Origin of the sequence: Streptomyces sp. NPDC088252, assembly GCF_044740965.1 — a bacterium.
In the GTDB taxonomy this organism is placed as follows: domain Bacteria; phylum Actinomycetota; class Actinomycetes; order Streptomycetales; family Streptomycetaceae; genus Streptomyces.
This window is the reverse complement of the sequence record NZ_JBIURS010000013.1, coordinates 102,323-119,841: the sequence shown is the minus strand read 5'-3', so window position 1 is coordinate 119,841 and position 17,519 is coordinate 102,323. Positions and strand designations below refer to the sequence as shown.

At 72.2% G+C, this 17,519-nt stretch carries 15 protein-coding genes; 12 read left to right on the top strand and 3 right to left on the bottom strand.

Annotated features, from left to right (window positions below; genetic code table 11):
- The first annotated feature begins 29 nt into the window (after positions 1–29).
- The 5 genes from sucB (at position 30) to ACIOHC_RS25825 (ending at position 7,264) form a co-directional block, all read left to right on the top strand.
- Positions 30–1,823, top strand: a complete 1,794-nt coding sequence (gene sucB / locus ACIOHC_RS25845) for a 2-oxoglutarate dehydrogenase, E2 component, dihydrolipoamide succinyltransferase (RefSeq protein WP_389637295.1) — start codon at positions 30–32, stop codon at positions 1,821–1,823.
- A gap of 147 nt (positions 1,824–1,970) precedes the next feature.
- A complete protein-coding gene (locus tag ACIOHC_RS25840) occupies positions 1,971–2,594 on the top strand; it encodes a GntR family transcriptional regulator (RefSeq protein WP_351083259.1) in 624 nt (207 codons plus the stop codon).
- Between the two features lie 271 nt (positions 2,595–2,865).
- On the top strand, positions 2,866–5,535 hold the full coding sequence (gene aceE / locus ACIOHC_RS25835) for a pyruvate dehydrogenase (acetyl-transferring), homodimeric type (protein ID WP_365694461.1): 2,670 nt from the start codon (positions 2,866–2,868) through the stop codon (positions 5,533–5,535).
- Positions 5,536–5,709: 174 nt separating this feature from the next.
- Positions 5,710–6,681, top strand: a complete 972-nt coding sequence (locus tag ACIOHC_RS25830) for a YafY family protein (protein WP_351083254.1) — start codon at positions 5,710–5,712, stop codon at positions 6,679–6,681.
- Positions 6,682–6,742: 61 nt separating this feature from the next.
- Positions 6,743–7,264 carry a DUF4240 domain-containing protein gene (locus tag ACIOHC_RS25825; protein ID WP_351083300.1) on the top strand — a complete coding sequence of 174 codons (522 nt, stop codon included), beginning with the start codon at positions 6,743–6,745 and terminating at the stop codon, positions 7,262–7,264.
- Between the two features lie 27 nt (positions 7,265–7,291).
- Here the strand turns inward: ACIOHC_RS25825 and ACIOHC_RS25820 are convergent, their stop codons facing one another.
- Positions 7,292–8,062, bottom strand: coding sequence for an SDR family oxidoreductase (locus ACIOHC_RS25820; RefSeq protein WP_351083252.1), 771 nt, complete (start codon positions 8,060–8,062; stop codon positions 7,292–7,294).
- 148 nt (positions 8,063–8,210) lie between these two features.
- On the opposite strand from ACIOHC_RS25820, the gene ACIOHC_RS25815 reads away from it, so the two are divergent.
- Complete coding sequence (locus ACIOHC_RS25815; RefSeq protein WP_351083250.1) at positions 8,211–8,846, top strand: TetR family transcriptional regulator; 636 nt, start codon at positions 8,211–8,213, stop codon at positions 8,844–8,846.
- 179 nt (positions 8,847–9,025) lie between these two features.
- Here the strand turns inward: ACIOHC_RS25815 and ACIOHC_RS25810 are convergent, their stop codons facing one another.
- Positions 9,026–9,553, bottom strand: coding sequence for a GNAT family N-acetyltransferase (locus ACIOHC_RS25810; RefSeq protein WP_351083248.1), 528 nt, complete (start codon positions 9,551–9,553; stop codon positions 9,026–9,028).
- A 129-nt stretch (positions 9,554–9,682) separates the two neighbouring features.
- Here ACIOHC_RS25810 and ACIOHC_RS25805 point away from each other — a divergent pair, with 129 nt between their 5' ends.
- The gene (locus tag ACIOHC_RS25805; protein ID WP_351083246.1) at positions 9,683–10,582 is read left to right on the top strand and encodes a TIGR01777 family oxidoreductase; all 900 of its coding nucleotides are present in this window, start codon (positions 9,683–9,685) and stop codon (positions 10,580–10,582) included.
- Positions 10,583–10,811: 229 nt separating this feature from the next.
- On the top strand, positions 10,812–12,119 hold the full coding sequence (locus ACIOHC_RS25800) for an NAD(P)/FAD-dependent oxidoreductase (RefSeq protein WP_351083244.1): 1,308 nt from the start codon (positions 10,812–10,814) through the stop codon (positions 12,117–12,119).
- A gap of 45 nt (positions 12,120–12,164) precedes the next feature.
- Here ACIOHC_RS25800 and ACIOHC_RS25795 read toward each other — a convergent pair whose 3' ends face one another.
- A complete protein-coding gene (locus tag ACIOHC_RS25795) occupies positions 12,165–13,916 on the bottom strand; it encodes a regulator (RefSeq protein WP_351083242.1) in 1,752 nt (583 codons plus the stop codon).
- Positions 13,917–14,179: 263 nt separating this feature from the next.
- Here ACIOHC_RS25795 and lipB point away from each other — a divergent pair, with 263 nt between their 5' ends.
- The 4 genes from lipB to ACIOHC_RS25775 all read left to right on the top strand — a co-directional run bounded on the left by lipB (position 14,180) and on the right by ACIOHC_RS25775 (position 17,359).
- Positions 14,180–14,992: a lipoyl(octanoyl) transferase LipB gene (gene lipB, locus ACIOHC_RS25790; protein ID WP_351083240.1), complete on the top strand. Its 813-nt coding sequence runs from the start codon at positions 14,180–14,182 to the stop codon at positions 14,990–14,992.
- Positions 14,993–15,136: 144 nt separating this feature from the next.
- The gene (lipA, locus tag ACIOHC_RS25785) at positions 15,137–16,102 is read left to right on the top strand and encodes a lipoyl synthase (RefSeq protein ID WP_351083238.1); all 966 of its coding nucleotides are present in this window, start codon (positions 15,137–15,139) and stop codon (positions 16,100–16,102) included.
- Positions 16,103–16,431: 329 nt separating this feature from the next.
- A complete protein-coding gene (locus ACIOHC_RS25780; protein WP_114244165.1) occupies positions 16,432–16,632 on the top strand; it encodes a hypothetical protein in 201 nt (66 codons plus the stop codon).
- 19 nt (positions 16,633–16,651) lie between these two features.
- Entirely contained in the window at positions 16,652–17,359 is a 708-nt protein-coding gene (locus tag ACIOHC_RS25775; protein ID WP_351083236.1) for a DUF4191 domain-containing protein, read from the top strand.
- The last annotated feature ends 160 nt before the right edge of the window (positions 17,360–17,519 follow it).

Below are 17,519 nucleotides of genomic sequence, written 5' to 3'. Positions count from 1 at the left end.
CCGCACTTTCGTAAGGAGCAACTGAAACCATGTCGGTTTCCGTAACCCTTCCGGCGCTCGGCGAGAGCGTCACCGAGGGCACTGTCACCCGCTGGCTGAAGGCCGAGGGCGAGCGCGTCGAGGCCGACGAGCCGCTGCTCGAGGTTTCGACCGACAAGGTCGACACCGAGATCCCGGCCCCGGCGGCCGGCATCCTCTCCGCCATCAAGGTCGCCGAGGACGAGACCGTCGAGGTCGGCGCCGAGCTGGCCGTCATCGACGACGGCACGGGCGCGCCGGCTGCCGCCGCGGCCCCGGCCGCCGAGCCCGCCGCCGTCCCGGCCCCGGCGCCCGCCGTCGAGGCTCCCGCCGCCCCGGCCCCCGTGGCCGAGGCACCGGCCGCCGCCGCACCGGCCGGTGGCGCCGCCGGGACCGACGTCACCCTGCCGGCGCTCGGCGAGAGCGTCACCGAGGGCACCGTCACCCGCTGGCTGAAGGAGGTCGGCGAGGAGGTCACCGAGGACGAGCCCCTCCTGGAGGTCTCCACGGACAAGGTCGACACCGAGATCCCGGCCCCGGTTTCCGGTGTGCTGCTGGAGATCGTCGTCGCCGAGGACGAGACCGCCGAGGTCGGCGCCAAGCTCGCCGTCATCGGTGCCCCGGGTGCCGCTCCGGCGGCTGCCCCGGCACCGGCCGCACCGGCGCCCGTCGCCGCCCCGGCACCGGCCGCTCCGGCCCCGGCTCCGGCTCCGGCCGCCCCCGCTCCGGCCCCGGCCCCGGTGGCGCCCGCCGCTCCGGCTCCGGTGGCTCCGGCCGCTCCGGCGCCCGTCGCCGCCCCGGCCGCTCCGGCGCCCGTCGCCGCTCCGGCTCCGGTCGCCCCGGCCGCGACCTCCGGTGACGACGGCGCGTACGTCACGCCGCTGGTCCGCAAGCTCGCCGCCGAGAGCGGCGTCGACCTGGGCGCGGTCAAGGGCACCGGCGTCGGTGGCCGTATCCGCAAGCAGGACGTCGTCGCCGCCGCGGAGGCCGCCAAGGCCGCCGCCGCTGCCCCGGCTCCGGCCGCCGCCGCGGTGACCGCCGGAGGCCGTGCGGTCTCGAAGGCGCCGAAGCTGGAGGCGTCCCCGCTGCGCGGTCAGACGGTCAAGATGACCCGCATGCGCAAGGTCATCGGCGACAACATGATGAAGGCGCTGCACTCGCAGGCCCAGCTGACCTCGGTCGTCGAGGTCGACGTCACCAAGCTGATGAAGCTGCGCAACCAGGCGAAGGACGCCTTCGCGGCCCGTGAGGGCGTCAAGCTCTCGCCGATGCCGTTCTACGTCAAGGCAGCCGCCCAGGCGCTGAAGGCCCACCCGGTCATCAACGCCCGGATCAACGAGGACGAAGGCACCATCACGTACTTCGACTCGGAGAACATCGGCATCGCCGTGGACGCCGAGAAGGGTCTGATGACGCCGGTCATCAAGGGTGCGGGCGACCTGAACATCGCCGGTATCTCGAAGAAGACCGCCGAGCTGGCCGGCAAGGCCCGCGGTGGCGGCCTGACGCCGGACGACATGTCCGGTGCCACCTTCACCATCAGCAACACCGGTTCGCGCGGTGCCCTGTTCGACACGGTCATCGTGCCGCCGAACCAGGCAGCCATCCTGGGCATCGGTGCCACCGTCAAGCGTCCGGCCGTCATCGAGACCGCCGAGGGCACCGTCATCGGTGTCCGCGACATGACGTACCTCTCGCTCTCCTACGACCACCGTCTGGTGGACGGCGCCGACGCCGCCCGCTACCTGACCGCGGTCAAGGCGATCCTGGAGGCCGGTGAGTTCGAGGTCGAGCTCGGCCTCTGAGCACCACGGCTGTAACCAGCCTCACCAGCGGCGCCCCCGTCCGGAACACTTCCGGACGGGGGCGCCGCCGTATTGTCTAGACACCACCGGTCGCCCCGGCAGCCGTGATGGTGCGGACAGCACCGGTTTGCCCCGAAGGAGCCCCTCATGACCCCGCCCGTCGTCCACTCGCTGCGCGAACAGATCCGCGAGCACATCGTGGACGGGATCGTCAGCGGGCGCTGGAAGCCCGGTGAGCGGATCGTGGAGCGCCGGATCGCCACCGAGCTGGAGGTCAGCCAGACGCCCGTGCGCGAGGCCCTGCGGGAGCTGGAGACGCTCCGGCTGATCGAGTCGGCGCCCAACAAGGGCGTACGGGTCCGCAATCTCACGGCGGCCGACCTGGAGGAGAGCTATCCGGTACGGGCAGGCCTGGAGCAGATCGCGGCGGAGTTGGCGGCTCCGGCCCTCGGCGAGGACTGCTCGCGCCTCGCACCGCACGTGGCGGCACTCTACGAGGCGGACCGGCTGGCCGACGGCGAGGCGCAGGTCCGGCACACCGTGGGATTCCACCGCGAGATGGTGCGGGCCGCCGGGAACGCCGTGCTGCTGCACACCTGGGAGGGGCTGGGCATCGAGGTGTTCACCGCCCTGTCGATCCGGTGGCTGGGCACCGTGCAGAAGTCGTACGCGGAGGAGCACGAGGCGCTCATCGAGGCGTTCCTGCGCAAGGATCCGGACATCGGGGTGCTGGTCAAGGCACATGTGCTCGGCTGTGCGCCGCGCGCCTGAGGGGCGCGACCGAGGAGTCGGCGCATCTGTCGCGCGGGGTGCTCGCCCGCGCAGGTGAGCACCCCTTTTGCCAGCAAAATCCCGTCACTCCGTGCCCCGTCCCGCGGCACCGAATGCCACTTTTCTTCATATCGAGAAGTTTTGCCGCTCATCCTTTGATCGATCATCGATCGACGGCTTACAGTTCAGTCCGCGGGCCCACCGGCCCCATCGCCCTGTCCTGCCAGTCAGGGCCTTTCTCCACCCCCCTCCACTCCGGAAGGCGGCGATCATGACCGACCCCGTAGGAAAGCTTCCGAGCGAGCTCGACCAGCTCCCGGACCGCGACCCCGAGGAGACCGCCGAATGGGCGGCCTCCCTGGATGCCGTCACCAAGGCCGCGGGCCCGCACCGCGCCGCGTACCTGATGCGTCGCTCGCTGCAGCACGCCGAGGGCGCCGGTCTCGCGCTGCCCAAGCTGCTGGAGACCGATTACGTCAACTCCATCCCGACCGCCGCCGAGCCCGCGTTCGACGGCGACCTGGAGATGGAGTCCCGGATCACCGCCTGGAACCGCTGGAACGCGGCCGCGATGGTCACCCGCGGCTCCCGGCTCGGCGTCGGCGGCCACATCGCCACCTTCGCCTCGGCGGCCTGGCTGTACGAGACCGGCTTCAACCACTTCTTCCGCGGCAAGGAGGGGGACGGCTCCGGCGATCAGCTCTACATCCAGGGCCACGCCTCCCCCGGCATCTACGCCCGCGCCTTCCTCGACGGCCGGCTCAGCGAGCAGCAGCTCGACAACTTCCGCCAGGAGGCGGGCGGCGACGGTCTGCCGTCCTACCCGCACCCGCGGCGGCTGCCCTGGCTGTGGGAGTTCCCCACCGTGTCGATGGGCCTCGGCCCGCTCTCGGCGATCTACCAGGCGCGCTTCAACCGCTACCTGGCCAACCGCAACATCAAGGACACGTCGAACTCGCACGTCTGGGCCTTCCTCGGCGACGGTGAGATGGACGAGCCCGAGTCGACGGCGGCCCTCGCCCTCGCGGCGCGTGAGCGGCTCGACAACCTGACCTTCGTCATCAACTGCAACCTGCAGCGGCTCGACGGCCCGGTCCGCGCCAACTTCCGCGTGGTCCAGGAGCTGGAGGGCGCGTTCCGCGGTGCCGGCTGGAACGTCGTCAAGACGCTCTGGGGCAACGCCTGGGACGAGCTGTTCCAGCTGGACACCACCGGTGCGCTGGTCCGCCGGCTCCGGGAGGTCCCGGACGCGCAGTTCCAGACGTACGCCACCCGCGACGTCGCGTACATCCGCGAGCACTTCTTCGGCGCCGAGCCCGCGCTCGCCGAGCTGGCGAAGCTGCTCACCGACGCGAAGATCGCCGAGTGCTTCCACACCTCGCGCGGCGGCCACGAGGCCCGCAAGGTGTACGCGGCGTACAAGGCGGCCGTCGAGCACAAGGGCGCGCCGACCGTGATCCTCGCCCAGACGGTGAAGGGCTACACGCTCGGCCCCGGCTTCGAGTCGCGCAACGCCAACCACCAGATGAAGAAGCTCTCCGGCAAGGAGTTCCGCGCCATGCGGGACCTGCTGGAGCTGCCGATCCCGGACTCGAAGCTCGACGAGGGCCTGGTGCCGTACGGTCACCCGGGCCCCGACTCCCCCGAGGTCCGCTACCTCCAGGAGCGCCGTGCCGCCCTCGGCGGTCCCGCCCCGGCCCGCCGGGTCCACGCGGTGGCGCTGCCCGAGCCCGACGAGCGTGCGTTCGCCGCGTTGAAGAAGGGCTCCGGCAAGCAGGAGCTGGCCACCACGATGGCGTTCGTACGCCTGGCCAAGGACCTGATGCGGGACAAGGAGACCGGCAGGCGCTGGGTTCCGATCGTCCCCGACGAGGCGCGCACCTTCGGCATGGAGGCGCTGTTCCCGTCGGCCGGCATCTACTCGCCGCTGGGACAGACGTACGACCCGGTCGACCGCGACCAGCTGATGTACTACAAGGAAGCCAAGGACGGCCAGGTCCTCAACGAGGGCATCACCGAGGCCGGCGCGATGGCCGACTTCATCGCCGCGTCCACGTCGTACGCGACGCACGGCGAGCCGATGATCCCCTTCTACATCTTCTACTCGATGTTCGGCTGGCAGCGCACGGGCGACCAGTTCTGGCAGCTCGGCGACCAGCTCGGCCGCGGCTTCGTGGTCGGCGCCACCGCGGGCCGTACGACGCTGACGGGCGAGGGCCTGCAGCACGCGGACGGTCACTCCCACCTGATCGCCTCGACGAACCCGGCCGCGCTCAACTACGACCCGGCGTTCGCGTACGAGATCGCGGTGATCGTCAAGGACGGTCTGCGCCGGATGTACGGCCCCGAGGCCGAGGACGTCTTCTACTACCTGACGGTCTACAACGAGCCGAAGCCGCAGCCCGCGATGCCGGAAGGCGTCGAAGAGGGCATCGTCAAGGGCCTCTACCGCTTCAAGGAGGGCACGCCCGCGACGGCGGAGGCGCCGCGCGTCCAGCTGCTGGCCTCCGGTACGGCGATCCACTGGGCCCTGGAGGCGCAGGAGCTGCTGGCCGCGGACTGGGGTGTCACGGCCGACGTCTGGTCCGCCACCTCGTGGGGCGAGCTGCGCCGCGAGGCGCTGGAGTGCGACGAGGCGCTGCTCCGCGGTGAGCAGCGGGTGCCGTACGTGACCCGGGCACTGGAGGGTGCACCGGGACCGGTCCTCGCGGTCAGCGACTGGATGCGACAGGTCCCGGACCAGATCAGCCAGTGGGTGGAGCAGGACTGGTCCTCGCTCGGCACGGACGGCTTCGGTCTCTCCGACACCCGCGACGCGGCCCGCCGCCACTTCGGCGTCGACGCCCAGTCGATCACGGTCGCGGCCCTGGCCCAGCTGGCCCGCCGCGGCGAGGTGACCGCGTCCGCGGTCAAGGAGGCCCGCGAGCGCTACGGGCTCTGACGCGCGAAGGCGGCCGGGGACGCCCGCCCGCCGCTCCGTCCCCGACCGCCGGACGGGCTTGAAGGCCGAGCCCGTCCGGCGGTCGGGGACGTTCTCGCGCCCGGCCGACGACCGAGGCCACCCTGTGACGGGCACGCGGCTCACGACCCCGCTCACCACGGCCACAATGGCCCCATGCGTGCTGCCCGTCTCATCAAAATGGTGCTGCTCCTGCAGTCCCGCCCCGCCATGACCGCCGCCGAGCTCGCGCAGGAACTGGAGGTGTCCGAGCGGACCGTCACCCGGGACGCGCAGGCACTCTCCGAAGCGGGTGTACCGGTGTACGCGGACCGGGGCCGGGCCGGGGGCTATCGGCTCGTCGGGGGGTACCGCACACGGCTGACCGGACTCGCCCGCGACGAGGCCGAGGCGCTCTTCCTGTCCGGACTGCCGTCCGCGCTGCGCGAGATGGGCCTGGAGGACGCCGCGTCCGCCGCCCGGCTCAAGGTGTCGGCGGCGCTGCTCCCTTCCCTGCGCGGCGCCTCGGACAGTGCCGCCCGGCGCTTCCACCTGGACGCTCCCGGCTGGTACCAGGAGCCGGTCACCCCCGAACTGCTGCCCGCCGTCGCGGAGGCGGTCCGGGACGACCGGATCGTCCACGCCCGCTACCGCCGCAGCGGCCGGGACCACGAGGTGGAGCGTGAGCTGGCCCCGTACGGGCTCGTGCTGAAGGCCGGGGTCTGGTACCTCTGCGCCCGCGTGGCCGACGACTTCCGGGTGTACCGGATCGACCGGTTCTCGGCCGTCGCGGTGTCCGACGAGCGGTTCGCCCGTGACGAGCAGTTCGATCTGCGGGGCTTCTGGGACGAGCGGGCCGCCCAGTTCGCCCGCTCTCTCCTGCGTACCGAGGTGACGGTACGGGTGTCGCAGGAGGGTGTACGCCGACTGCCGTACGCCCTGGACCGTTCGGCGGTCCGCGAAGCGCTGGACGCGGCCGGTCCACCCGACGCGCGGGGGTGGCTCACGGCCGTCCTGCCGGTCGAGTCCCTCGATATCGCGTACAGCCAACTGCTGGGTCTGGGGCCCGAGTTGGAAGTCGTCGAACCGGCCGCTCTGCGGGACCGTCTCCGCGAGGCCGCCGAACGCCTGCGCGACCTCTATCGCTGAGGGCTTCTTCCCGCCGCGTCCGCGTGCATCGTCCGTCGCCAGGACCGATGCTTGACCCGTGATGGACGAGACGGAGTTCTGGGAGATCGTCGACAGCACCCGCGAGGCCGCCGAGGGCGACCCCGAGGACCAGGCCGACCTGCTCGTCGAACGGCTGATCCGGCTCGACCCCGAAGCCGTGCTGGATTTCGCCAGGCACTTCGAGGCCCGTTACCACCGCGCCTACCGCTGGGAGCTGTGGGGGGCCGCCGCCGTGCTGCTCGGCGGCGCGAGCGACGACGCCTTCGACTTCTTCCGCTGCTGGCTGATCGGACAGGGCCGGGAGGTCTTCGAGGGCGCCGTGCACGACCCGGACGGCCTCGCCGATCTCCTCGACGACTTCGACGAGGAGATCGACGGGGACGCCGAGGATCTCGGCTACGCCGCCGACGAGGCGTACGAACAGCTCACCGGCGTGGTCACCCCGGACCTCGGTCTGCCACCCCAGACCGCCGAGCCGGAGGGCACGCCCTTCGACCTGGAGGACGAGGCGGTCCTGGCGGAACGCTTTCCCGCGCTCTGGGCGCGGTTCGGGGCCGGCTGACCGTGCCCGGGGGGCCCTGCCGCCCGGTCAGAAGTGGGTTCCGCCGTCGATCCGGATCTCCGTACCCGTGATGAACGCCCCGTCCTGCGATCCGAGCATCGCGACGACGCCCGCGACGGTGTCCGGACTGGCGAAGCCCTCCCCGAGGGCCGGCGCCAGCTTCACGAAGAGCGACATGTCGGCATCGGCGGGCAGTCCCGGGCCGTTGCCGCTGGTCATGTCGGAGGAGATCGAGCCGGGCGCGACGGCGACGACTCGCAGCCCCTGCTTGCTGTACTCGCTCGCCAGCGCGTGCGTCATCGACTGGATGCCGCCCTTGCTCGCCGCGTACGCCGCCATGTAGGGGTGCGCGAAGCTCGCCGAGGTGGAGGAGAAGTTCACCACGACCGGCTGGTCGCCCGCGAGCAGGGCCGGTATCGCCTCACGGATCATCAGGAACGTACCCGTGAGGTTGACCGCGAGGATCTTGTTGAAGAACTCCAGCGACGTCTTGTGCGTGTGCTCGGAGCGCAGGATTCCGGCCGCGTTGACCAGTACGTCCAGGCCCCCGAGGGTGGCCACGGCGGAGGCGACACCCGCTTGGACCGCCGCCTCGTCCGAGATGTCGAGGACGAGGGTGGTGAGGCGGTCGGCCACACCGTTCGCCACGGCCGTCTCATGGGTGGCCTTCAGCCCGGCCTCGTTGACGTCGGCCGCGACGACGCGGCCGCCCTCGGCGAGGACGCGGTGGACGGTGGCCTGTCCGATGCCGGAGCCACCACCGGTGATGAGTGCGCGGCGACCTTCATAGCGGTTCATGTCTGTATCTCTCCCGATCCCGGTGACTGCTGTCCCGGGGACTGTCTCGACAGCATCTCGATCGATGTCCACCGTACGCCCATGTGGCACATTTTGCCACGACGGCATTTCACGCATGTCTCTTCCCTGTCGAGGTAATCTCCTGGGAATGAGCCCCAAGCCGAGTCAGCCGTCCCTCACCGAACGCCGCAAGGCCGCGACCCAGCTGGACATCGCGCGCGCCGCCGCCGCCCTGTTCGCCGAGCGCGGCCCCGACGGCACCACGGCGGAGGACATCGCGCACCGGGCGGGCGTCGCGCTGCGCACCTTCTACCGGTACTTCCGCTCCAAGCAGGACGCGGTGGGCCCGCTGCTCTCCGGCGGTGCCGAGCGCTGGCGGGCGCTGCTGGAGGCGGCCGAGCCGGGGGAGGCGCTCGCCGAGGTCCTGGAGCAGGCGGTCACCGAGGCACTCCGGGTGCCCGACGCACACGCCGCCGAGCAGCTCGGCTGGACGCGCGGGCTGCTGCGGGCGGCGGTGGAGGACCCGGCGCTGCGTGCCGTCTGGTACCGGGTCAATCAGGATTCGGAGGAACGACTGCTGCCGGTGCTGGCCCGGCTGGCGGGCGACGGAGCGGACCCGCTGGAGGTCCGGCTCGCCGCAGCGGCCGCCACGGACGCGGTACGTGTCGCACTGGAGGCCTGGGCACGGACGGAGGCGCCGGCCGACGGGCCCGGCTCACCCGCCGATCTGGCGGTGCGCTGCCTCCATGAACTCATCGGCGGCATGCGGCTGTTCAAGGGCTGAGAGCCTGTCGGGCGACCTCGGACCGGATGGCGGGCGCGGTCCGGTGCGTGCGATTCCGAGGCGGAGGAGGGAGTCGACGCGGAACGTCGGCGACCGACGACAACGCGGGAAGCGTGCGTGCCGGGGCGTGGCCGCCCGGTCGGAGGTCGCCCGACAGGCTCAGAGCGGGAGACGCGGGGTCACGGGGCGAGCGAACGGCCCATCATGACGTCGTCGACGTAACGCCCGTTCAGGAAGAACTCACCGGGCAGCACGCCCTCGACGACGAACCCCTCCGACTCGTACAGGGCCCGCGCGGGTGCGTTGTGCCCGAGCACCCGCAGCGTCATCCGGTTCGCCCCGTCGCCGCGCGCCGCCGCGCACGCCGCCCGCAGCAGGGCCCTGGCGACACCGCGCCCGCGCGCCCAGTCGGCCACGGCGAGGCCCTGTATCTGCCGGACGTGCGTGTTGCAGGCCAGCGGGGTCGGCGGGACCAGCTTGGTGTACCCGGCGAGGCACACCTCTCCCGCCTCGTTCTCCGCCTCGGCCACGAGGTAGTCCTCGGGCTTGTGCCGGTCGTCGAAGAACGGTTCGTACGGCGGCTGGGGCCGCGGTGTCACGGCGTGCAGCGTCGACCAGGTGGAACGGTCGAGCTCGCCGAGAGCGGCTTCGTCGGACGGAGCGGCGGGGCGGACGAGGCGGACCGGGTGCGCGTGGTTCTCAACCATGCGCGCCACTGTGCCACGCCGCCCTTCACCCGGTCAGCCCTGTTTCGGGCTCGGCGCCGGCCGCCGACGCGGCAGGCCGTCGGCCCGGCGAGCGGGGCGCGCGGGGTTCCGCTGCGGCAGGATGGACCCATGCTGCACTCCCGTATCGCTGTCACCGGAGCATCCGGACTCATCGGAGCGGCGCTGGTGCGCTCGCTGCGGGCCGACGGACACGAGGTCGTACGCCTGGTGCGGCGTCCCGCGCGGGCCGGCGACGAGGTGGAATGGGATCCCGGGCGCGGGTACGTCGACGTGGCGGGCCTGGTGGGCTGCGACGCGGTCGTCCATCTCGCCGGCGCCGGGGTCGGCGACCACCGCTGGACACCGGCGTACAAGCGGGAGATCCGGGACAGCCGGGTCCTCGGGACGACGGCGATCGCCGAGGCCGTCGCCTCACTGGACGTACCGCCGAAGGTGCTGTTGTCCGGGTCGGCCATCGGCTACTACGGCGACACCGGGGACCGCGCGGTCGACGAGAGCGCGCCGGCCGGCGAGGGCTTCCTGCCGTCCGTGTGCGTGGAGTGGGAGGCGGCCACGGCCGCCGCTCACGAGGCGGGCGTCCGGATCGCGCACGCGCGCACCGGTCTGGTCGTGGGCCGTGAGGGCGGTGCCTGGGGCCGGCTCTTCCCGCTGTTCCGCGCGGGGCTCGGCGGGCGGCTGGGCAACGGGCGTCAGTACTGGAGTTTCATCGCGCTGCACGACGAGGTCGCGGCGCTGCGGCACATCCTGGACACGGAGTCGCTGTCGGGCCCGGTGAATCTGACCGGCCCCGACCCCGTCACCAACGCGGAGGTGACAGCCGCGATGGGGCGGGTGCTGCACCGCCCCACGCTGCTGACCGCCCCGGCACCCGCCCTGCGGATCGCCCTCGGGGACTTCGCCCAGGACGTGCTGGGAAGCCAGCGGGTACTGCCGGGCAAGCTGCTGGACTCGGGTTTCGTGTTCGCCTTCCCCGGAATCGACGCGGCGATCCGCGCGGCGCTGCGCTGAGCGCACCGGGACGACACCGGCGTCCACGGGGCCGCACCGCTCGGAGTCGGAGCCCGCACATCCACCCCGGAATCGGACGGACATGCGACCCCGTGTGCAACGGTGCCCCGGCCGCGCGCGACTGCGCCCGCACCGGACGCCCTCCTAGCCTCCTTGCGAACTCGGGCATTCCGGGGGCCTGTTGGGGGCAAGAGCTTCCCAGTAGTTGCGCCGACTCGGGGAGGGGCACGTGCTCAGCTCGGCACATCACGCGGACGTCGTCATCATCGGGGCCGGGATCGCCGGCCTGTCAGCCGCTCACCAACTGATCAGCGCAGGGGTAAGTGTCAGTGTCCTGGAGGCCGGCCCCCGGGTCGGCGGCCGGATGACCACGGCCGACGTGGACGGCTTCCGGCTCGACCACATCGGCCCGCTGCTCAGCACCTCGTACCCGGAACTGCGCCGAATACCCGCCCTCGAAGGTCTCGCACTGCGCACCTTCGCACCGGGCGTGCTCGTCCACAGCGAGGGCCGTCAGTACCGGACGGGCGATGTACGGGGCGCGCGGGGCGCATTCAAGGCGGCGCGCGCCCGCGCAAGCGCCCCCCGTCCGCCGATGGGCGGGCCGATCGACCAGGCCAGGCTGGGCGCCGCCCTGACCCGGCTCGCCGCCACGCCGGCCACCCGCATCCTGGCCCGGCCGGAACAGACCGCGCTCGCCGCGCTGTCGCATCGCGGTCTGACCTCCCGTACCGTCAACGGCTTTCTGCGCCCACTGCTCTCCGCGCTTCTCGGCGATCCGGACCTCACCACGTCCAGCCGGTGCGCCGATCTCGCCCTGCGCGGCTACGCACGCGGCAGGCTGTGCGTGCCCGAGGGCGGCTCGGGCGAGCTGCCCGAGCTGCTCGCCGCCGCCCTGCCGCCCGGCACCGTGCGGACGGGTGTGCATGTCACCGCCGCCGACATCACCTCGGTCCGCACGAAGGAACACGGTGAACTGGGCTGCCGCTCACTGCTGTTGGCGACCGGCGCGGGTGCCGCCACCGAGCTGCTGCCCGGTCTGCGGATGCCGTCCTTCCACCCCGTGACGGTCCTTCACCACACCGCTCCCGCTCCCCCGCCGACCGGCGCCTCGCTGCTGCTGGACGCCGACCGTTCCGGCCCGGTCGCACACACCGCGGTGATGAGTGCGGTCGACCCCTCGCGCGCCCCGCGCGGCCGGACCCTGATCAGCTCGACGGTGCTCGGCACCCCGCCGTCCGACCTGGACCGCACGGTCCGCTCCCATCTCGCCGCCCTGTACGGCACTCCTACGGACGACTGGGAACTGCTGGCCGCCCACCACGATCCCGAGGCCGTCCCCGCGATGCCGGCCCCGCACGATCTGCGCCGCCCGGTCCGGCTGCTCGCCGGGCTGTACGTGTGCGGCGACCACCGCGACACGAGCTCGGTCCAGGGCGCCCTGTTCTCCGGGCGCCGCGCGGCCGACGCGATCCTCACCGACCTGGGCGTACGGCCGGGACACGGAAGCGGGGCGGTGCTGCCCGAAGCGGCGTAGGGCCCGGCCCCGGGGCGCAGGGCCCGTCCGGTCGCCGCCCCGGGCTCATCCCAGCGCGGCGACCCGCTCGCGGTACCCCCGCACCGCTGCCGCGTCCCTGAACGGCTCAAGGCGGCGCTCGAAGTCCCGTACGTACTCCGTCGCCCGTACCGACCGCATCTCCGCCGCCTGCTGCGCGGCCTCGGCGCCGAGCTCACACGCCTGGTCGAGCTCGCCGAGCCCGAGCCGCGCGCAGGCCAGCACCACCCGGCAGAACAGCCGACTGCGGGCGTACGCCGGGGCGCGGAGCTCAAGGGAGCGCTCCGCGTGCTGCGCCGCGGCCCGGTACTGCTGCAGGTCCCGGTGGCAGTGTCCGAACTCGTCGGCGAGCTGGGCCTCGTCGAAATACCGTGCCCAGTGCGGCATCTCGTCCCCGGCGCGGGCGCTCTCCAGCGCGCGTTCCGCCCGCGCCAGCGAGGCGGTGCAGGGCCTGGCCTCGCCGAGCACCCCGTGTCCGCGCGCCTCGACGGCGTGCAGCAGCGCCTGGACGACGGGCGGCGCCGACGAACCGATGCCCTGCTGAGCGACGCGCGCCAGCTGCACGGCCTCCCTGCCGTGCCCGAGATAGACCGCCTGCCGGCTCATGGTGACCAGGACGTAGCTGCCGTACGCGCGGTCACCGGCGGCCTGGGCGAGCCGCAGGGCCTGGACGAAGTAGCGCTGGGCCAGGCCGTGGGCCGCGATGTCGTACGAGGTCCAGCCCGCCAGCCGGGTCAGATCGGCGGCGGCGGAGAAGAGCCGGCGCCCGGTGGCCTCCCCGTACGTCCCGCGCAGCATCGGTTCCGTCTCGTGCTCCAGGTACCGGACGAGGGCCTGCCGGGCGTGGCCGCCGCCGTAGGCGTTGTCGAGGGTGCGGAAGAGCTCGCCGACCGAACGCAGCGCGGCGACGTCACCGCCGCTGACCCGCTGGCCGGGCCCCCGGTCGGACTGCCGCTGCCGGGGGACTCCGGGGGCGCCCGGCAGCCCGGCTCCCGGGGAGAGGGGGCCTGCCGAGGGGGCGGGGGATCCGGGTGGGGCGGACGGTCCGGAGGGCCGGGACGGCACGGGCCCACGGGCCGCGGCGTTGCGGCCACCGGCGCCGGCCGCCGCGGTCCCCGTCCCGCCGTGCCCGCCGCCGGGCCAGTGCGAACCGTACGCCCCGTGCAACCCCGGCGCCCCGCGCGTCCCGCCGGGGCCGCCGGCCCGCCTCGGAACGCCCACCTCAGCAGTCCCCGCGATCCCGGAGGCCCCGATGGACCTGCCCGGCCCACCGGCCGCACGGGCGCCGTCCGCCCCGTCCGGCACCGGCGGCGAGGACGCGCTCCCCCTTCCCACCCACTCATCGGCCCGGCCGATCAGCCAGTCCCTGCTGGGGACGACGAGTCCGGCCGGAGTGAAGGCGATCTTGCGCAGCTCCGCATGGCTGCCCGAGTCCTTGCGCCACAGACCGCTGACGATGTCGACCGCCTCGGCGGGCGTGGCCGCGAACTCCAGCCCCGCGTAGACGGGAGCGCACGCGTCGAGGCCCAGGTCCTGCGCGGAGAGGCGGCGTCCGAGGCGCCGGGTGAAGACCTCGGCGATCAGCGCGGGCGTGGTCCCGCGCGGCTGCTGACCGCGCAGCCAACGGGTCACGGAGGTCTTGTCGTACCGCAGGTCGAGACCGTGTTCCAGGCCGAGTTGGTCCACTCTTCGGGCGAGACCGGCATGGGAGAAACCGGCCTCGGTGATGAGCGAGGCGAGTCGGCGGTTCGGGGTGCGCTGCGGAGGTCGTTCCGACATCAGCTGTACGGTCTCCTGCCTTCGGGGCCGGGCGGGCGGCCCTAATGGAACGGCGTGAATTTAGCGGCCTCTGCGGCGGTCACAGCCACGATCGCTTCACTTTCATCCGATCGTGTGAGGATTGGGTGGTGGCACTGACGGGATCGACCTGCCGGGCCGCCGTTCGGTGACCGGTCGTACAGTGGCTCGGGGCCGATTGAGTGCAGGGTGGCGTGGCTCCGGGCACCCCGGCTCCAGTCACCGCGAGTAGGGAGGCAGCTGTCGTGAGCGAGCTTCGGTTCGTCCGGCTGGGATTCGGCGTGGAAGCCGTCGACTACCAGGAGGCCTGGCAGAAGCAGCGCGAGGTGCACGCGGCCAGATTCGAGGACGCCGTCCCCGACACCTGTCTGCTGCTGGAACACCCGCCCGTCTACACGGCGGGGCGGCGCACGACCGACAGTGAGCGCCCGCTGGACGGCACCCCGGTCATCGATGTGGACCGCGGCGGCAAGATCACCTGGCACGGTCCCGGGCAGTTGGTCGGCTACCCGATCCAGAAGCTGCCCCGACCGGTCGATGTCGTCGCGCACGTCCGCCGGCTGGAGGACGCCCTGATCCGTACCGCCGCCGAATTCGGTCTGGAGACCTCCCGGGTCGAGGGCCGCAGCGGGGTCTGGGTGCTCGGCGACCCGGTCGAGGAGCGTCCGGCGATCGGTGGCCTCTCCCTCGACTTCGATCCGCGGCTGCACGACGAGGAGTTCGACGCGCGGCTGAACGGCCCCGAGTACGCCCCGTCCAACGCCGGCCAGCGGCGCGAGGACCGCAAGCTGGCCGCGATCGGCATCCGGGTCGCGAAGGGCGTGACCATGCACGGCTTCTCGTTCAACGTGAACCCGGACAACACCTGGTTCGACCGCATCGTGCCGTGCGGGATCCGGGACGCCGGCGTCACGTCGCTCGCGTACGAGCTGGGCCGTGACATCGGAATCGAGGAGGTGCTCCCGGTCGTCGAGAAGCACCTCAAGGACGTCCTGGAGAACGCGCAACTCGCCCCGCGCACCATCGAACGCCCGACGGATGCCGCGGCCACGGCGTGACAGCCCCAGGACGCCTCGTTCGGACCATGCGGGAATAGGCCCTGCCGGCCACGGGTTGGCCGGACGTAAGGCCGTTTGAACCACGGGCGTACCCTGGTGTTCGCCGAAGAATCCAATGCAGTGAAAGCAAAGGGGAGTGCCGGAGTGTCCGCTGTCGCACCCGACGGGCGCAAGATGCTGCGCCTTGAGGTCCGGAACAGCCAGACCCCCATCGAGCGCAAGCCCGAGTGGATCAAAACCCGGGCGAAGATGGGCCCCGAGTACAACCAGCTGCAGAAGCTCGTGAAGAGCGAGGGTCTGCACACGGTGTGCCAGGAGGCCGGCTGCCCCAACATCTTCGAGTGCTGGGAGGACCGCGAGGCCACGTTCCTCATCGGCGGCGACCAGTGCACCCGGCGTTGCGACTTCTGCCAGATCGACACGGGCAAGCCGCAGGCGCTGGACCGGGACGAGCCCCGCAGGGTCGGCGAGTCCGTGGTCACGATGGACCTGAACTACGCCACCATCACCGGCGTCGCACGCGACGACCTGGAGGACGGCGGCGCCTGGCTCTACGCGGAGACGGTGCGCCAGATCCACGCGCTGACCGCGGAGCGAGAGGCCGGACGCACCAAGGTCGAGCTGCTGATCCCCGACTTCAACGCGGTTCCCGAACAGCTCGCCGAGGTCTTCTCCGCCCGCCCCGAGGTGCTCGCGCACAACGTCGAGACGGTGCCGCGGATCTTCAAGCGGATCCGCCCCGGCTTCCGTTACGAGCGTTCCCTGGAGGTCATCACGCGGGCCCGCGAGGCCGGCCTGGTGACCAAGTCCAACCTGATCCTCGGCATGGGCGAGACCCGTGAGGAGGTCAGTGAGGCGCTCCAGGACCTGTACGACGCGGGTTGCGAGCTGATCACGATCACGCAGTATCTGCGGCCGTCCGTGCGTCACCACCCGGTCGAGCGCTGGGTGAAGCCGCAGGAGTTCGTGGAGCTGAAGGAGGAGGCCGACGAGATCGGCTACTCCGGCGTGATGTCCGGGCCGCTGGTCCGTTCCTCCTACCGCGCGGGCCGTCTTTTCCAGCAGGCGATCGAGCGTCGCGGCGCCGTCGCGGCGGCGCCCGCCGTGTGAATCCGGGCACAAGAGGCTACCGCTCAGTAACAGCTGATTCGCCGCGGCCCGTACGCTCCCCGCAGGTCGGGGGCGCGTATGGGCCGCGTCGACGTGCGCCGAGCCCGGATCAAGGTTTCATTGGTGTTTGACCGACCGGTCATGCGCTGGTAACACCGGGCAGTGACGCTGGATGTTCAGGTGCAGTGGTTCCACAGGCCACTGCCACCGCCTCTTCCCGCATCCGACGCACGCCACCCACTTCGCGCAACGCAGTCCCGGGTAGCTCGACCCGGGCAGCTGAGTCCACGCCACTCAGTCCGCACATCCGCTCCGAGGAGATTTCCACGATGCAGGCCGTGCCGGTACGCGCCACCGCCATCCCTTCCGTCACCGATGCTCTCCGTGCCGTCGAGTCGCTGCTGCTGAGCAGCGGCCAGCGCACCGCTCGCCGTAATGCCTGGACCGCCGTCCTGGAGGACCGGCGCCGGGCCAAGGACCGCGTCGAGACCGAGTACGTACTGGAGGCCGCGGCCGACCACCGTTCTTGAGCCACGTAAACTTCGGTGCATGGCGAGGAAGGCAAACACTGAAGGCGCGGACAGCGCCGAGAACGCGGGGCGGCTCAAGCAGATCGCCCTGACCTACAAGATGACCCGGCGGACCGACTCCAAGATCGGTCTTGTCGTCGCGGGTGTGGGAATCGTCACCTTCGGTGTCCTTCTCGCGGTCGGCTTCCTGATCGACCACCCGGTCTACCTGGGCATCCTGGGCTTCGTGCTGGCCCTCCTCGCGATGGCGATCGTCTTCGGACGGCGTGCCGAGCGCGCGGCCTTCGGGCAGATGGAAGGACAGCCGGGCGCGGCGGCGGCGGTGCTGGACCGGGTCGGCCGCGGCTGGACCACGACACCCGCGGTCGCGATGAACCGCAGCCAGGACGTCGTCCACCGCTCCGTGGGCAAGGCGGGCATCGTGCTGGTCGGCGAGGGCAACCCGAACCGGGTGAAGCTGCTGCTCGCGGCCGAGAAGAAGAAGATGGCGCGCATCCTGGTCGACGTACCGGTGCACGACATCATCGTCGGCAACGACGAGGGCCAGGTGCCGCTCAAGAAGGTGCGCACCAAGATGCTGAAGCTGCCGCGCGTACTGACCGGCCCGCAGGTGACGGTCGCCAACGACCGGCTGCGCGCGATGGGCGACCTGATGAGCAACATGCCGCTGCCCAAGGGCCCGATGCCGAAGGGCACGCGAATGCCGCGCGGCGGGAAGATGCGCTGACGCCTCCGTCGTACCTGCTGTTCCCGCACATGGCCGCTGCACGTGGGAAGGGGGCGGGGGGGGGGCCCCCCCCGGGGGGCCACCCCCCCCCCCCCCCGGGGCGCCGGCGCGGGCGCGCCCACCGCGCGGGCGGGCCCCCCCGCGGGGGGGGGTTCGCCAG

Coding starts and splice junctions, on each gene's coding strand:
- ACIOHC_RS25830 (WP_351083254.1), top strand. CDS start 5,710: ATGCGTGCTGCCCGTCTCATCAAAATGGTGCTGCTCCTGCAGTCCCGC.
- ACIOHC_RS25775 (WP_351083236.1), top strand. CDS start 16,652: ATGGCGAGGAAGGCAAACACTGAAGGCGCGGACAGCGCCGAGAACGCG.
- ACIOHC_RS25840 (WP_351083259.1), top strand. CDS start 1,971: ATGACCCCGCCCGTCGTCCACTCGCTGCGCGAACAGATCCGCGAGCAC.
- ACIOHC_RS25815 (WP_351083250.1), top strand. CDS start 8,211: ATGAGCCCCAAGCCGAGTCAGCCGTCCCTCACCGAACGCCGCAAGGCC.
- ACIOHC_RS25810 (WP_351083248.1), bottom strand. CDS start 9,553: ATGGTTGAGAACCACGCGCACCCGGTCCGCCTCGTCCGCCCCGCCGCT.
- ACIOHC_RS25795 (WP_351083242.1), bottom strand. CDS start 13,916: ATGTCGGAACGACCTCCGCAGCGCACCCCGAACCGCCGACTCGCCTCG.
- sucB (WP_389637295.1), top strand. CDS start 30: ATGTCGGTTTCCGTAACCCTTCCGGCGCTCGGCGAGAGCGTCACCGAG.
- ACIOHC_RS25805 (WP_351083246.1), top strand. CDS start 9,683: ATGCTGCACTCCCGTATCGCTGTCACCGGAGCATCCGGACTCATCGGA.
- ACIOHC_RS25825 (WP_351083300.1), top strand. CDS start 6,743: ATGGACGAGACGGAGTTCTGGGAGATCGTCGACAGCACCCGCGAGGCC.
- aceE (WP_365694461.1), top strand. CDS start 2,866: ATGACCGACCCCGTAGGAAAGCTTCCGAGCGAGCTCGACCAGCTCCCG.
- ACIOHC_RS25820 (WP_351083252.1), bottom strand. CDS start 8,062: ATGAACCGCTATGAAGGTCGCCGCGCACTCATCACCGGTGGTGGCTCC.
- ACIOHC_RS25780 (WP_114244165.1), top strand. CDS start 16,432: ATGCAGGCCGTGCCGGTACGCGCCACCGCCATCCCTTCCGTCACCGAT.